The sequence below is a fragment of the Streptomyces sp. NPDC002853 genome (assembly GCF_053591915.1).
Genome location: NZ_JBSFUS010000010.1, coordinates 242089 through 256915 on the forward strand (window position 1 = coordinate 242089; position 14827 = coordinate 256915).

The 14827-nt window shown below is 69.6% G+C and carries 15 protein-coding genes and 1 tRNA gene; 9 read left to right on the forward strand and 7 right to left on the reverse strand.

Annotated features, from left to right (window positions below; all coding sequences use genetic code 11):
* Positions 1–607 precede the first annotated feature (607 nt).
* The gene (locus ACWD02_RS28050) at positions 608–967 is read left to right on the forward strand and encodes a VOC family protein (protein WP_451215184.1); all 360 of its coding nucleotides are present in this window, start codon (positions 608–610) and stop codon (positions 965–967) included.
* Positions 968–1216: 249 nt separating this feature from the next.
* Here ACWD02_RS28050 and ACWD02_RS28055 read toward each other — a convergent pair whose 3' ends face one another.
* The 3 genes from ACWD02_RS28055 to ACWD02_RS28065 form a co-directional block, all read right to left on the reverse strand.
* On the reverse strand, positions 1217–1558 hold the full coding sequence (locus ACWD02_RS28055) for a MarR family winged helix-turn-helix transcriptional regulator (RefSeq protein WP_451215185.1): 342 nt from the start codon (positions 1556–1558) through the stop codon (positions 1217–1219).
* A gap of 92 nt (positions 1559–1650) precedes the next feature.
* Positions 1651–1724, reverse strand: a tRNA-Pro gene (locus ACWD02_RS28060).
* 133 nt (positions 1725–1857) lie between these two features.
* On the reverse strand, positions 1858–2784 hold the full coding sequence (locus ACWD02_RS28065; RefSeq protein WP_451215186.1) for a metallophosphoesterase: 927 nt from the start codon (positions 2782–2784) through the stop codon (positions 1858–1860).
* Positions 2785–2859: 75 nt separating this feature from the next.
* Here ACWD02_RS28065 and ACWD02_RS28070 point away from each other — a divergent pair, with 75 nt between their 5' ends.
* Entirely contained in the window at positions 2860–3324 is a 465-nt protein-coding gene (locus ACWD02_RS28070; protein ID WP_451215187.1) for a GatB/YqeY domain-containing protein, read from the forward strand.
* 242 nt (positions 3325–3566) lie between these two features.
* Here the strand turns inward: ACWD02_RS28070 and ACWD02_RS28075 are convergent, their stop codons facing one another.
* Positions 3567–5843: a transglycosylase domain-containing protein gene (locus ACWD02_RS28075; protein ID WP_451215188.1), complete on the reverse strand. Its 2277-nt coding sequence runs from the start codon at positions 5841–5843 to the stop codon at positions 3567–3569.
* A 417-nt stretch (positions 5844–6260) separates the two neighbouring features.
* Between ACWD02_RS28075 and ACWD02_RS28080 the strand changes: the two genes are divergently transcribed.
* Positions 6261–6605, forward strand: a complete 345-nt coding sequence (locus tag ACWD02_RS28080; RefSeq protein ID WP_167828965.1) for a WhiB family transcriptional regulator — start codon at positions 6261–6263, stop codon at positions 6603–6605.
* 93 nt (positions 6606–6698) lie between these two features.
* Here ACWD02_RS28080 and ACWD02_RS28085 read toward each other — a convergent pair whose 3' ends face one another.
* Positions 6699–8162 carry an ArsA family ATPase gene (locus ACWD02_RS28085; RefSeq protein WP_451215189.1) on the reverse strand — a complete coding sequence of 488 codons (1464 nt, stop codon included), beginning with the start codon at positions 8160–8162 and terminating at the stop codon, positions 6699–6701.
* On the reverse strand, positions 8159–9139 hold the full coding sequence (locus ACWD02_RS28090) for an ArsA-related P-loop ATPase (RefSeq protein ID WP_365825913.1): 981 nt from the start codon (positions 9137–9139) through the stop codon (positions 8159–8161). Before ACWD02_RS28090 ends, ACWD02_RS28085 begins: the two co-directional genes overlap by 4 nt.
* Before the next feature lie 82 nt (positions 9140–9221).
* Here ACWD02_RS28090 and ACWD02_RS28095 point away from each other — a divergent pair, with 82 nt between their 5' ends.
* From ACWD02_RS28095 to ACWD02_RS28110, 4 genes are all read left to right on the forward strand, one after another.
* Entirely contained in the window at positions 9222–9383 is a 162-nt protein-coding gene (locus ACWD02_RS28095; RefSeq protein ID WP_010986011.1) for a DUF4177 domain-containing protein, read from the forward strand.
* Positions 9380–9850 (forward strand): RidA family protein, encoded by a 471-nt coding sequence (locus ACWD02_RS28100; RefSeq protein WP_363210529.1) that lies wholly within the window; start codon positions 9380–9382, stop codon positions 9848–9850. The genes ACWD02_RS28095 and ACWD02_RS28100 overlap by 4 nt, the downstream gene beginning before the upstream one ends.
* A gap of 87 nt (positions 9851–9937) precedes the next feature.
* Positions 9938–10813 carry an NUDIX hydrolase gene (locus ACWD02_RS28105; protein ID WP_451215190.1) on the forward strand — a complete coding sequence of 292 codons (876 nt, stop codon included), beginning with the start codon at positions 9938–9940 and terminating at the stop codon, positions 10811–10813.
* Between the two features lie 76 nt (positions 10814–10889).
* Positions 10890–11720: an MBL fold metallo-hydrolase gene (locus tag ACWD02_RS28110; protein ID WP_451215191.1), complete on the forward strand. Its 831-nt coding sequence runs from the start codon at positions 10890–10892 to the stop codon at positions 11718–11720.
* Positions 11721–11870: 150 nt separating this feature from the next.
* Here ACWD02_RS28110 and ACWD02_RS28115 read toward each other — a convergent pair whose 3' ends face one another.
* On the reverse strand, positions 11871–12545 hold the full coding sequence (locus tag ACWD02_RS28115) for a Crp/Fnr family transcriptional regulator (protein ID WP_016642758.1): 675 nt from the start codon (positions 12543–12545) through the stop codon (positions 11871–11873).
* Positions 12546–12856: 311 nt separating this feature from the next.
* Here ACWD02_RS28115 and nth point away from each other — a divergent pair, with 311 nt between their 5' ends.
* On the forward strand, positions 12857–13900 hold the full coding sequence (nth, locus tag ACWD02_RS28120; RefSeq protein ID WP_451215192.1) for an endonuclease III: 1044 nt from the start codon (positions 12857–12859) through the stop codon (positions 13898–13900).
* Positions 13901–14141: 241 nt separating this feature from the next.
* Positions 14142–14804, forward strand: coding sequence for an NUDIX hydrolase (locus ACWD02_RS28125; protein ID WP_451215193.1), 663 nt, complete (start codon positions 14142–14144; stop codon positions 14802–14804).
* Positions 14805–14827: the final 23 nt, after the last annotated feature.

The window sequence follows — 14827 nt, forward strand, 5'->3', positions numbered from 1 at the left end:
AAAATTACCCCGAGGAAACGGACTCAGATTTGCCCCAGCCGTACAAGCTCCAGCCGCAGCTCAAGTGCTCCACTGCCGCCACCGTCGACGGTGTCTTCGAAACCGCCACCTCCCCGCACGTCACGGATAACTTGCTGCCTTTCCTGACCGAGGAGTTGGCGAACCCACGCCCTGCTGGCTTCGAAGCGGCAGTGGCAGCGGCAGCGGCAGAAGCAGTGGCGGCGGCCGCGCCAACGGCAGCGGCGGCGGCCGCGCCGGCTCGCGGGACGCACGGCCTGTTCATTGGCCACGGCCATGGGCAGCCCCGTACGCCCGACAGCAGCAGACCGCCCCTTCCCGCTCGCTCACGAACCCGTCCCCGGCAGTAGAGCCCGCCGACGGGGACCCGCTCACCCCGGCGAGCAGACGCAAGCGGGCATCCGGGCCCGGGATCTGCCGCTGCCGCGGCGCAGGTCCGCTCGCTCAACTGCTGGCCGAGGCCGCTGAGCTGAGTCCGGCCCGGAGAAGCGTCAAAGCGCTCGCCCACCGCTCGAACCCACCACGCCCCGACCTGTCTGGAGTTGCCCTGAACGTCACCGCTTCCACCCTCTCCCTCACCGTCGCCGACGTGGACGCCTCGCGCGAGTTCTTCTGCACTCATCTCGGCTATCAGGTGGCCATGGCCGCCGACGGCTTCGCGTCCTTGACGCGCGGTGACGGAGCCGCCGACATCGTGCTGCTTCGTAGCGGCAGCGAGGTGCTCCCGCCCGAACAGCGGGACCAGCGGGCCACGGGCCTGATCTTCGCGCTCACGGTCACCGGCATCGAGGCCGAGGAACGGCGCCTGCGCGAGGCCGGCGCCCCGATCACCATGCCGCTGCGCGAAGAGCCCTGGGGCGAGCGGCTCTTCCAACTGACCGACCCGAACGGCGTCATAGTCCAGTTCGTCGAGTGGGCAGCGCAGGATGCGCCGGCGCGGGCCGAGTAGTCGTACGGCCTGCACGGTCCCGGTGCGTGGAGGAGCAGCGCCAGAACGCACACAGCGGCGAAGACGGCGACGCCGCAGGCCGGGCGAGGCAGCATCAGCTACCACAACTGACCATGACGCTTGAGGGCCCCTGACCAGCGATACCGGTCAGGGGCCCTCCCGGCGTTTCCACCGCGTCCGGGGGCCCCACCGTTTCCACCGCGTCAGGGGCCCTCCAGGCGTTTCCGCCACCAAAGATCCGCCGTGGCTTCAGGAGGGGTGGGTCGTTCGCAGCTGTTCGGCCGTGTGCTGGTAGGCGTCGGCCGCGCGGTGGAAGTAGTCGAACAGGACTTTCAGCTGGTCGGGGTTGTAGCCGCGGAGGATCTGGGCGATCTGCTCGCGGGCGGGGGCCATCACCTCGTCGAGCTCGGCCGGTTGGCCGATGGGCTCGACGATCACTTTGCGGCGGTCGGTGGCATCGGCGGCACGGCGTACGTATCCGGCCTGCTCAAGGCGATCGATCAGCCGGGTGGTGGGCCCGGTGGTCAGCCCGGTACGGGCACCGAGCTCGCCGGGCGTCAGCGGGCCGGCCAGCTCCAGGACGTTGAGCACGTACAGGTCAAACGGCTCCCAAAGTGGGCCAGCACGCAAATCAGGCCCGGCACTGATCTCTCAGTACCGGGCCTGACCTGGTGTTTCAGCTGTCGGGGTGGCGGGATTTGAACCCACGACCTCTTCGTCCCGAACGAAGCGCGCTGCCAAGCTGCGCTACACCCCGATGTCGTTGCTCCACCTGCCCGCATTGCTGCTGGCCGTGGCGACATCGATTACTTTAGCGGACCGGCGCCCGGAGACGAAATCCGGTTTTCGCGGGCCGGGGTTCCGGGCCCGCGCCCGCCCCCGGCCCAGCCTCAGGCCCCCGCCACCAGCGTCAGCAGCGTCGCCTCCGGAGGGCAGGCGAAGCGCATCGGGGTGTAGCGGTTGGCGCCGCAGCCCGCGGAGACGTGCATGTACGACGTCCGGCCCTGCGCCTCGTGCTTCGAGAGGCCCTTCACGCGCTCCGTGTCCAGGTCGCAGTTGGTGACCAGCGCCCCGTAGAAGGGGATGCAGACCTGGCCGCCATGCGTGTGGCCCGCGAGGATCAGGGGGTAGCCGTCGGCCGCGAAGGCGTCGAGCGCGCGCAGGTACGGGGCGTGCACGATGCCCATCGAGAAGTCGGCGCCCGTGTCCGGACCGCCCGCCACGCGCGCGTACCGGTCGCGTTTGATGTGCGGGTCGTCCAGGCCGGTGAGCCCGATCTCGTAGCCCTCGATCTTCAGGGCGCCCCGTGTGTTCGTCAGGTTCACCCAGCCCGCGGCGTCGAAGCCGTCGCGCAGGTCCTCCCACGGGTTGTGGATCACGCCGACGGCCGGTGCGTTGCCGTTCAGGCCGTGCTTGCCCTGCGACTTCTCGACCAGGTAGCGGACGGGGTTGCGCGGCTTGGGGCCGTAGTAGTCGTTCGAGCCGAAGACGTACGCCCCGGGGAACTGCATCAGCGGGCCGAGCGCGTCCAGCGTCTCCGGCACGCCCTCGGGGTCGGAGAGGTTGTCCCCGGTGTTGATCACGAAGTCGGGGCGAAGACCCGCGAGCGAACGCAGCCAGCGCTGCTTCTTGCGCTGCCCCGACACCATGTGGATGTCCGACACCTGGAGAACTCTGAGCGGTCGCATCCCGGGCGGGAGGACCGGCACCGTGATCCTTCGCAGTCGGAAGAAGCGGGCTTCGAAGCCCACCGAGTAGGCCAGACCGGCGGCGGCCGTCGCCGCGATTCCCAGGGGTACTGCGTATTGCGCGCGCATCCTCCCATCGTGTCAGACCCGAAGGCCCCGTAAATCGGCGGGCGTCGGGCCGTGCGCACCTGCGACAATCACGGCATGACCACGCTCAAGTCGAAGCTGCAGGAAGACCTCACCGCCGCGATCAGGGGGCGTGACGAGCTGCGCTCCTCCACGCTCCGGCTGACCCTCACCGCCATCACGAAGGAGGAGGTCTCGGGCAAGACGGCCCGCGAACTCTCCGACGACGAGGTGCAGAAGGTGATCGCCCGCGAGGCCAAGAAGCGCCGCGAGGCCGCGGAGGCCTTCGCCCAGGGCGGTCGCGCCGAGCAGGCCGCCAAGGAGAAGGCGGAGGGCGAGGTCCTCGCCGAGTACCTGCCGAAGCAGCTCTCCGAGGACGAACTCCAGACGATCGTCGCCCAGGCCGTCGAGGAGGCCAAGGCCGCCGGCGCCGAGGGGCCGCGCGCCATGGGCCAGGTCATGAAGATCGTGAACCCGAAGGTCGCGGGCCTGGCCGAGGGCGGCCGCGTCGCCGCCGTCGTCAAGAAGCTGCTCGCGGGCTGACGAGCCAACGCGAAATGGGGGCGCCTCCCGGCTTCGGGAGGCGCCCCCATTCACGTATGAGCGAGTAGGCAGACGGAGAACAGGTCGACGCACGGCCGCTACGGGAGCGCCGCAACGAGAGTGCCGCTACGGGAGCGCCGCAACGGGAGCGCCGCAACGAGAGTGCCGCTACGGGACCGCTACGGGAGCGCCGCAAGGAGAGTGCCGCTACGGAAGCACCCCACTAACGCCCCCAACCCCCACTAACGCCCCCAACCCCCGATCCCGCCCCCATTGCCGTTCCCGCCCCCGCCGTTCCCGCCCCCGCCGATGACGTCCGGCGGCAGGGAGATGTCCGGCCAGGGATCGCCGCCCCCGCCGCCCCCGCCGTTGTTGCCGCCCCCGCCACCACCGTTGCCGCCACCGCCGTTGCCCGGCGGCTTGTTGTCCTCGTCGTGCTTGTCCTTGTCCTTGTCGCCGCCCGGGATATGGACGGTGTTGAAGCCCGGCGCCGGCTTGCCCGCGAGCGCCCCGCTCATCGCGTCCCGCCAGATCGGGCCCGGGACCTCGCCGCCGAAGACCTTGTCGTACGTGACTCCGCCGATGGGGATGTTGACCATCCGCCGCTTGTGCTGCGGGTCGCCGACCCACACCGCGCCCGACATGTTCGGGGTGTAGCCCACGAACCAGGCGGCGTAGCGGAAGTCGGTCGTACCCGTCTTGCCCGCGCTCGCGCGGGAGCCGAGGCCGGCCTGCTTGCCGGTTCCGTCCTCGACCACGCCCTTCAGGAGGGTGTTGATCGTGTCCGCCGTCTTCGTCGACATCGCGCGCGAGCACGTCGACTTCGGGACCGGCAGCGTCTTGCCGCCCGGAGCGGCGATCGACTCGATCGCGACGGGCGAGCAGTACTTACCGCGCGCGGCGAACGTCGCGTACGCGCCCGCCATCGTCAGCGGCGACATCTCCTGGGTGCCGAGCGCGATCGACGGCGCCTGGTCGATCTTCCTGCCGTCGGCCCGCTCGACGCCCATCTTCTCGGCCATCTGAGTCACCGGGCAGATCCCGATGTCGCCGATCATCTCCACGTAGTAGGTGTTGACCGACTTCGCGGTCGCTTCCCGCATGTCGTACGGGCCGACCTCGGTCTCGTTCTCGTTGGTGAGCTTCGCGCCCCCCGAGTTCAGCCACTTCTTGCCGTCACACGCCGCGACGCTGCTGGGATACGGCATCTCGTACGGAGAGTCGTAGCTCTTCGTGGCGGGCATCCCGCCCTCCAGGGCGGCCGCCGCCACGATCGGCTTGAAGGTCGAGCCCGGCTGGTAGCCCGCGCCGCCGCCCATGGCGTGGTCCACGGACAGGTTCATCGAGGTCTCGTTGGCCTTGAGATTGATGCCGTAGGGCCGCGACTGGCCCATGCCCAGGATCTTGCCGGTGCCCGGCTCGACGATCGTGGCTGCCGTCGCCACGTCGTCCTTCTGGTTGACGTGATCCTTTATCGAGGCCTGCACGGACTGCTGGGCCTTCGGGTCGAGGGTCGTCTTGATCCGCAGACCGCCCTGGTTCCAGACCTTGGCCCGTTCCTTCTGGGTCTTGCCGAAGACCGGGTCGGAGAGGAAGACCTCGCGTACGTAGTCACAGAAGAACCCGGCGCCGCTGACCGCGGTGATGCAGCCGTTCTTGGGCTTGCTCACCTTGAGGCCGAGCGGCTTCTCCTTCGCCTCCGCGGCCTCCGCCTGCGTGATGTCGTGCGTCTCCGCCATCCGCTGCAGCACGGTGTTGCGGCGCTTGGTGGCTTCCTCCGAGTCGTTCACGGGGTCGTACCGGCTGGGGGACTGCACGATGCCGGCGAGCAGCGCGGCCTCCTGGACCTGCAGGTCCTTGGCGGGCTTGGAGAAGTAGCGCTGGGCCGCGGCCTCGACTCCGTACGCCTGCTGCCCGAAGTAGGTGATGTTCAGGTAGTTGCTGAGGATGCGCTTCTTGCCCAGCTTGTCCTCGACCTGGATCGCGTACTTCAGCTCGCGGATCTTGCGCCCGAGGGTCTGCTGGGTGGCCTCGGCGACCTTCGTCGGGTCGTTGCCCGCCTCTTCGACGAAGACGTTCTTCACGTACTGCTGCGTGAGTGTGGACGCGCCCTGGGAGACGCCGCCGCTCTGCGCGTTCTGGTTCAGCGCGCGAAGGATGCCCTTCGCGTCGATCGCACCGTGCTCGTAGAAGCGCGAGTCCTCGATGGCGACGATCGCCTTCTGCATGTACGGCGAGATCTCCTTGAGGGGGACCACCGTGCGGTCACGCGAGTAGACCGTGGCGATGGAGCCGCCCTCGCTGTCGAGGATCGTGGTGCGCTGACTCAGCGGCGGCTGCTCCAAGTTGGACGGGATCTCGTCGAACTCCTCCACCGAGCCCTTCGCCGCGAGGCCGAGCGCGCCGGCCGCGGGCAGGGCGATGCCTGCCAGCACGGCCCCCGCGAGCACGCTGACACCTAGGAACTTCGCGGCCTGCTGAGTTGGTGACAGACCACCGCCCGAGCGCTTCTTTCCCATGGGGGCAGCCTACGTTCTGATTCGCCGGACACGCCTCAATGCCTTGGCCTAAGCTGCTCTCAACTGTCACAGCAGTGCGGTTCGGCAACAACCCCTCCCTCGGTCCCGAATCCCGAACAGGGTCCCCCCTCTGCTCGTCCAGATGGCCCGGGGAAGTGCCCGAATTCGCCTCATGCGGCATTCGATGCCCGTTGTGACTCAGCTGAAGTGCCCGCATTTGCCGGGTTAATCACGCATGTCGCCAGCTCACTCCGTCGGGTGATCTGCCGCTTACGCATAGTCCGTTCGGGCCATTCAAGATTGGGCCCGAAGGGGGTGTTGCGCTGTGCCCACCTTCCGTAACGTCCTCAACTGGCGGCGGTGAATATGCCGCTGCCGCCGTGGGGGAGCCTCGATTCGGGAGAGGACGGCGCCGGTATGGGCTGGGTAACCGACTGGAGTGCGCAGGCGGCCTGCCGCACTACCGATCCAGATGAACTGTTCGTTCAAGGAGCAGCGCAGAACAGGGCCAAGGCGGTGTGCACCGGTTGCCCGGTGCGCACGGAGTGCCTGGCCGACGCGCTGGACAACCGCGTCGAATTCGGCGTGTGGGGTGGCATGACTGAGCGGGAGCGCCGCGCACTGTTGCGCAGGCGTCCCACGGTCACCTCGTGGCGCCGTCTGCTGGAGACGGCGCGCTCCGAGTACGAGCGTGGCGCGGGCCTGCTGCCCGTGGACTTGGAGGACGACGAGACGTACGAGAGCTACGCGGCAGTGGGTTAGCGCCCGTCGGCCGCGTGGCGGTGGGGGAGTGCCCCCACCGACCGGTGAGGGAGTGCCCCCACCGACCGCGTGGCAGTGGGTGAGACCTGCTGTTCAGGCTGCTCCGGCCGAATCACCATCAGCACCGGCCGCGAGCCGTTCCCCGATGGCCCGAAGGCCTGCCAGGTCGTGCACGTCGCCCGGCAGCGCCGTCACTTCGGCCACTGCCACCTCGGGGTGAAGCGCGGTGAAGCGATCACGCGTGCGCTGTTCGCGCGCGAGCAGCTGCATGCGTTCCGCGTGCAGTCGCAGCAGACCGGCGGTCAGCTGTGCCACGGGCTGCCGAGCGTCATGAGGTGCGGCTGAGGCTGCTGCGGAGGCTTCTTCTGCAGAGGCTTCTTCAGCAGAAGCTTCCTCGGCGGAGGCTTCAGAGGTCTCTTCGTCAGAGGTCTCTTCGGAAGGTGTGTCAGAAGGTGCGGGGGTCTCGGAACTGCCGGGGGCTTCGTGAGAGTTGCCGGGAGCCTCGGGAGATGCCTCGGGGGAAGCCTCGCGGGAGTTACGAACACCTTCCTTCCCGTCCTCCTGATCCACAATGCGGCTCTCATCAAGATTTTCCGCGGCGGCGAGAGCCCGCTCGGCCGAGAGCTGAGCGGCGCCGCTGCTGTGCACCCTGTTCAGCACGAGACCGGCGAGCGGCATGTCGTCGGCCGCCAGGCGCTCCACGAAGTACGCCGCTTCCCGCAGCGCGTCCCGCTCCGGCGACGCCACCACGAGGAACGCCGTGCCAGGTGCCTGGAGCAGCCGGTACGTGGCGTCCGCGCGGGTGCGAAAGCCGCCGAACATGGTGTCCATCGCGGCCACGAACGTCTGGACGTCGCGCAGCAGTTGACCGCCGAGCAGCTTGCCCAGGGCCCCCGTCATCATCGACATCCCGACGTTCAGGAACTTCATCCCGGCCCGGCCGCCCACCTTCGCGGGGGCCATGAGCACCCGGATCAGCTTCCCGTCCAGGAAGGAGCCGAGGCGCTTCGGCGCGTCGAGGAAGTCCAGGGCGGAACGCGACGGCGGCGTGTCGACGACGATCAGGTCCCACTCGTCACGGGAGCGCAGCTGCCCCAGCTTCTCCATCGCCATGTACTCCTGCGTGCCCGCGAAGCCCGCCGAAAGCGACTGGTAGAAGGGGTTGCCGAGGATCGCGGCCGCGCGCTCCTTGTCCGCGTGCGCCTCGACGATCTCGTCGAAGGTGCGCTTCATGTCGAGCATCATGGCGTGCAGCTCGCCCTCGCCTGAGGCGCCCTCGATGGCCTTGACCTGGCGCGGGACGTTGTCGAGCGAATCGATCCCCATGGACTGGGCGAGCCGGCGCGCCGGGTCGATGGTCAGGACGACGACCTTGCGGCCCCGTTCGGCCGCACGCAGGCCCAGCGCGGCCGCCGTGGTCGTCTTGCCGACGCCTCCGGAGCCGCAGCACACCACGATGCGGGTCTTCGGGTCGTCGAGCAGGGCGTCCACGTCGAGCGTGCGGGCCGGGTCCAGGGGGCGTGTCGTGTCCGGGTGTCGTGCCGGGTCCGAGGTCATGCGATCCCTTGCTTCCGCAGTTCCGTGGCGAGTTCGTAGAGCCCCGCCAGGTCCATTCCCCCGGCCAGCAGGGGGAGTTCGTGCAGGGGGAGGCCGAGATCGCCCAGAACGGCCCGCTGGGAGCCCTCCAGGGCGTGCCGCTCGGCGTACTCGGCGGCCTGCTCCAGGAGCGGGTCCACGAGGCGTTCGGCGACGCCGCCGCGGCGGGCCCCGCCGAGACCGGCGGCGGACAGGGACTTGGCGATGGCGGTACGCGGGGCCTGGTCGAGCCCGAGCTCCAGGGATGCCTCGTCGAGGAGCGCGGGCCGCACCATGTTCACGATGACGCGCCCCACGGGGAGCTTGGCCGCGCGCAGCTCGGCGATCCCGTCGGCGGTCTCCTGGACGGGCATCTCCTCGAGGAGCGTCACCAGGTGGACCGCTGTTTCCGGAGACTTCAGGACGCGCATCACGGCCTGCGCCTGATTGTGTATGGGGCCGATCTTGGCCAGCCCCGCGACCTCGTCGTTCACGTTCAGGAAGCGCGTGATGCGGCCGGTGGGCGGCGCGTCCATCACCACGCAGTCGTACGCGTAACGCCCGCTCTTGTCCTTGCGGCGTACGGCCTCGCAGGCCTTGCCGGTCAGCAGGACGTCCCGCAGACCAGGAGCCACCGTGGTGGCGAAGTCGATCGCGCCGAGTTTCTTGAGCGCGCGTCCCGCGCCCCCCAGTTTGTAGAACATCTGGAGGTAGTCGAGCAACGCCAGTTCTGGATCGATGGCGAGGGCATACACCTCCCCGCCCCCGGGAGCGACGGCGATCTTCCGCTCCTCATACGGCAGCGCTTCGGTCTCGAAGAGCTGCGCGATGCCTTGTCTGCCCTCGACCTCCACGAGGAGGGTGCGCTTGCCCTCCGTCGCGAGGGCGAGCGCGAGTGCGGCGGCCACCGTGGTCTTGCCGGTACCGCCCTTGCCGCTGACGACCTGGAGCCTGCTCACACTTCCGAGCCTAACCAGTCGCCGTCCGGGCTAAGCAGGAGGCCACCGTGAGCAGTGCCTCACAACGGCTACAGTCGGCCATATGACCAAGTGGGAATACGCAACCGTGCCGCTGCTCGTCCATGCCACGAAGCAGATTCTGGACACCTGGGGCGAGGACGGCTGGGAGCTCGTCCAGGTCGTGCCCGGGCCGAACAACCCTGAGCAGCTCGTGGCCTACCTGAAGCGGGAGAGGCAGGCATGAGCGGCAACGTCGAGGCGAAGCTGGCCGAACTCGGCCTGACGCTGCCCGAGGTCGTGCCGCCGCTCGCCGCCTACCAGCCGGCTGTCCAGTCGGGTGTGTACGTCTACACCGCGGGCCAGCTCCCGATGGTGGAGGGCAAGCTTCCGATGACCGGCAAGGTCGGCGGAGAGGTGACCCCCGAGGAGGCCAAGGAACTGGCCCGCACGTGCGCGCTGAACGCGCTCGCCGCGGTGAAGTCCGTGGCCGGTGACCTCGACCGGATCGCCCGCGTCGTGAAGGTCGTCGGCTTCGTGGCCTCGGCCCCGGACTTCACGGGCCAGCCCGCGGTGCTCAACGGCACGAGCGAGCTGCTCGGCGAGGTGCTCGGCGACAAGGGCGTGCACGCCCGCAGCGCCGTGGGCGTGGCGGTCCTGCCCCTGGACGCGCCGGTCGAGGTCGAGATCCAGGTGGAGCTGACCGAGGCGTAGGGCAGCCGCAAGGAGGCCTTGTCGCTGCCTTCCGGCACCCGATGATTGCCTCTCGAACATCCGCCCACCAGGGGATAGCCTCCGCCCATGGCAAATGGGCAGTGGTACCCCCCGGAGTGGCCCGACCGCATCCGTGCGCTGAGCAGCGGCGAACTGACGCCCGCCACTCCGCGCCGGGCGGCCACGGTCATGCTCCTGCGGGACTCCCGGGACTCCGTGGCGGGCCCCGCCGTACACATGCTGCGCAGACGCGCCTCCATGGCTTTCGCCGGGGGCGCGTACGCATATCCGGGCGGCGGAGTGGACCCGCGCGACGACGACCGTCTCGTGCGCTGGGCGGGCCCGTCCCTCGCTACCTGGGCGGCGCGCCTCGGCGTGGACGAGCCGGGCGCCCAGGCGATCGTGTGCGCCGCCGTGCGCGAGACGTTCGAGGAGGCGGGCGTACTGCTCGCGGGGCCGACCCCGTCGAGCGTCGTCGGCGACACCACGGGCGACGACTGGGAGGCCGACCGCGAGGCGCTGGTGGCCCGCGCGCTCTCCTTCGCGGAGTTCCTCGACCGCAGGGACCTGGTCCTCCGTAGCGACCTGCTCGCCGCCTGGGCCCGGTGGATCACTCCGGAGTTCGAGCCGAAGCGCTACGACACGTTCTTCTTCGTGGCGGCCCTCCCGGAGGGGCAGCGCACGCGCAACGCCTCCACGGAGGCCGACCGTACGGTGTGGATCGCCCCGGGGGAGGCCACGGCGGGCTACGACAAGGGCGACCTCCTGATGATGCCGCCCACCATCGCGACCTTGCGCCAACTGAGCCCCTACGGGTCGGCCGCGGACGCCCTGGCCGCCGCCCCGGAGCGCGACCTCACCCCGGTCCTGGCGCAAGCGCGCCTGGAGGAGGGTGAGTTGGTGCTGACCTGGCCGGGTCACGAAGAGTTCACGAAGCACATCCCTACGAGGGGCTCCGCATGACCGTGGCCACGCCCTTCATGAGCACGTCCTTGCCTGCCGCCTTGCCTGCCACGAACCGGACGGGAGTCACCCCCGCATGACCGAAGCCGCCGCCCTTCCCGGGCAGCCCCGGGGCGGAGTCCTCAGCGGTCCCGCCACCGCCCGCGCGGTCAACGTCCTCGCCCCCAACGCGTCCGCGATGACGCTGGACGGGACCAACACCTGGATCGTCTCCGAGCCGGGCTCCGGGCTCGCGGTCGTCGTCGACCCGGGGCCCCTGGACGACGGACACCTCCAGCACGTCATCGCCACGGCCGAGAAGGCCGGGCAGCGGGTCGCGCTCACCCTCCTCACCCACGGCCACCCCGACCACGCGGAGGGCGCCGCCCGCTTCGCCGAGCTGACCGGCACCAAGGTCCGGGCCCTCGATCCCGCGCTGCGTCTGGGCGACGAAGGGCTGGGCGCGGGTGACGTGATCACGACGGGCGGCCTCGAACTCCGGGTGGTCCCGACGCCGGGCCACACCGCGGACTCCCTCTGCTTCCATCTCCCGGCCGAGCAGGCGGTCCTGACGGGGGATACGGTCCTGGGTCGCGGTACGACGGTCGTGGCGCACCCTGACGGCCGCCTGGGGGACTATCTGGACTCCCTGCGGCGCCTGCGGTCCCTGACGGTCGACGACGGCGTGCACACGGTCCTGCCGGGCCACGGTCCGGTCCTGGAAGACGCCCAGGGCGTCGTCGAGTTCTACCTGGCCCACCGGGCGAACCGCCTGGCCCAGGTCGAGACGGCCGTGGAGAACGGCCACGCGGCCCCCTCGGACGTGGTCGCCCACGTCTACGCGGACGTGGACCGCTCCTTGTGGCCGGCAGCGGAACTGTCGGTCAGGGCCCAACTGGACTACTTGCGGGAACACGGCTTGATCTAGCGCACCCGCCCACCTGGCCACCTGGAACCCGCCCACTGGGCCACCCCACACCGCGGGGCGATCGGGTTGGTCAGTGGGAAAAGCATGTGCGAGAACGCGGATGGGGCCCAGCCTCAAAGAGACGGGACCCCATCCGCGTACGAAACAGCGTCAGCGAGAACGCTTGGCCAACCGCTCCACGTCCAGCAAAATCACCGCGCGAGCCTCGAGCCGAAGCCAGCCGCGCCCGGCGAAGTCCGCCAGAGCCTTGTTGACCGTCTCGCGGGACGCGCCGACCAACTGGGCCAGCTCCTCCTGCGTGAGGTCGTGCACGACGTGGATGCCCTCTTCGGACTGCACGCCGAAGCGGCGCGACAGGTCGAGAAGGGCGCGGGCCACACGCCCGGGCACGTCGGAGAAGACCAGATCGGACATCTGGTCGTTCGTCTTGCGCAGGCGCCGCGCGACGGCACGCAGCAGCGCCGCGGCCACCTCGGGCCGTGCGTTCAGCCACGGCTGGAGGTCGCCGTGGCCCAGGCCGAGCAGCTTGACCTCGGTGAGCGCGGAGGCGGTGGCCGTACGCGGACCCGGGTCGAACAGCGAGAGCTCACCGATGAGCTCGCCGGGGCCGAGCACCGCGAGCATGTTCTCGCGGCCGTCGGGTGAGGTGCGGTGAAGCTTCACCTTGCCCTCGGTGACCACGTAAAGGCGGTCTCCGGGGTCACCTTCATGGAAAAGCGCATCCCCGCGCGCGAGCGTCACCTCACTCATGGAGGCGCGGAGCTCCGCGGCCTGCTCGTCATCGAGCGCCGCGAAGAGCGGGGCGCGCCGCAGAACGTCGTCCACGAGTTCTCTCCTTGTCGACCTGCATCAGGGGACCGTGCTCCCCATTTTGCCGGACGGTCCAAACAGTGTGATCAGTCACAAGTCTGCCGCACTGACGTCGCATGCTGTGCGGGAGGGGGCCAATTGGGGGCCGATCCATGGGGTCCAGGGCGGATGTCAGTGTCGGGCTCTAGGCTGGCCGGGTGTCCAAAAAGCCGGTGGGAGCACAGGCCAGGGGTACCGGGAAGGCTACAGCCCAACCGGATTCCGCTGTGGGCGAACATACATCCACTGAGCCAGAGAATGCGACAAAAGGGACAAGGGTGCCACCGGTGAGCAAGCCATCGGAGCGAGATCAGGCCACTGCCGACACGGCGAAATCCACCCCGGCAAAGAAGGCCCCCGCGGCAAAGAAGGCCCCTGTGGCCAAGAAGGTGCCCGCGGCGAAGAAGGCCCCGGCAGTCAAGAAGGCCCCGGCAGTCAAGAAGGCCGCGGCAGTCAAGAAGGCCGCTCCAGCGAAAGCCAAGGCCACCACCACGACTAAGGCCACCACCACGACTAAGGCCACCACCACGACCAGGGCCGCCACCAGCACCAAGACCAAGGCCAAGCCCGAGTCGCACACCTCCCTCGTCCGCCGAGCCCGCCGCATCAACCGTGAGCTCGCCGAGGTGTATTCGTACGCCCACCCCGAGTTGGACTTCGAGAACCCCTTCGAGCTGCTCGTCGCCACGGTCCTCTCCGCGCAGACGACCGACCTGCGGGTGAATCAGACGACCCCGCGCCTCTTCGCCGCGTACCCGACGCCGGAGGACCTCGCCGCCGCCAGCCCCGAGGAGGTCGAGGAGTTGATCCGGCCGACCGGGTTCTTCCGGGCCAAGACGAAGTCGATCATGGGGCTCGCCACGGCCCTCAGGGACAACCACGGCGGCGAGGTCCCCGGCCGTATAGAGGACCTGGTCAAGCTCCCCGGCGTAGGACGCAAGACCGCGTTCGTCGTGCTGGGGAACGCCTTCGGAGTCCCCGGCATCACCGTGGACACCCACTTCGGACGCCTCGTCAGGCGCTGGAAGTGGACCGAGGAGACCGACCCGGTGAAGGTCGAGGCCGCCGTCGCTGACCTCTTCCCGAAGAGCGAGTGGACGATGCTCTCGCACCGCGTGATCTTCCACGGCCGCCGGATCTGCCACTCTCGCAAGCCCGCCTGCGGCGCCTGCCCGATCGCCGATCTCTGCCCGGCGTACGGGGAGGGCGAGACCGACCCGGAGAAGGCGAAGAAGCTCCTGAAGTACGAGATGGGCGGCCTGCCGGGCCAGCGCCTCAAGCCCCCGCCGGACTATCCGGGGAAGGCCGCGCCCCCGCTGGGCGCCGCATGAGCGAGGAACCAACCGAGGGTCCACAGGCGTTGTCCACAGTTGGACGGGGGTGCCGATGACGCACGCGAGCGACACGAGCGAGACAACCGACACGAGCGATACGCACATGAGAGATGGAAACGGCTTCCAGAGGCCCGGCCAGGGACTCGGACGGGGTCTTGGTCAGGAACTGGGCCGAAACCCTGGTCAGGAGCGCGGCCACGGTCACGACCCCGGCCGCACTGGCAGCCCCATCGGACACGTGCGCCTCAGCACCGAAGGCCTCCCCGCCTGGCTGGATCCGGTCGCACACGCGGCCGAGACGGTCCGACCGACGCAACTCAGCCGCTTCCTGCCCCCGGAGAGCGGCGCCGGGCGCCAGTCCGCCGTGCTGATCCTCTTCGGAGAGGGCACACGCGGCCCCGAGCTGCTCCTGATGGAGCGTTCGGGAAGCCTCCGCTCGCACGCGGGACAACCCTCCTTCCCCGGCGGCTCCCTCGACCCCGAGGACGGCGATCCCCTCGCCGACGGCCCCCTGCGCGCCGCCCTGCGTGAGGCCGAGGAGGAGACCGGACTCGACCCCCGGGGCGTTCAGCTCTTCGGCGTGCTGCCCAAGCTCTTCATCCCGGTGAGCGATTTCGTGGTGACCCCGGTGCTCGGCTGGTGGCGCACGCCCACCCCCGTGGGCGTCGTCGATCCGGCCGAGACGGCCCGCGTCTTCACGGTCCCCGTGTCCGATCTCACGGACCCCGGCAACCGCGCGACGACAGTTCATCCGAGCGGCCACCAAGGCCCGGCCTTCCTCGTCGAATCGGCTCTGGTCTGGGGTTTTACGGCCGGAGTGATCGACAGAATCCTGCACTTCGCAGGCTGGGAGCGCCCCTGGGACCGCACCAAGCAGGTGCCGCTCGACTGGCGCGCATGACAAGGTTGCGGGGACGTGGCGAC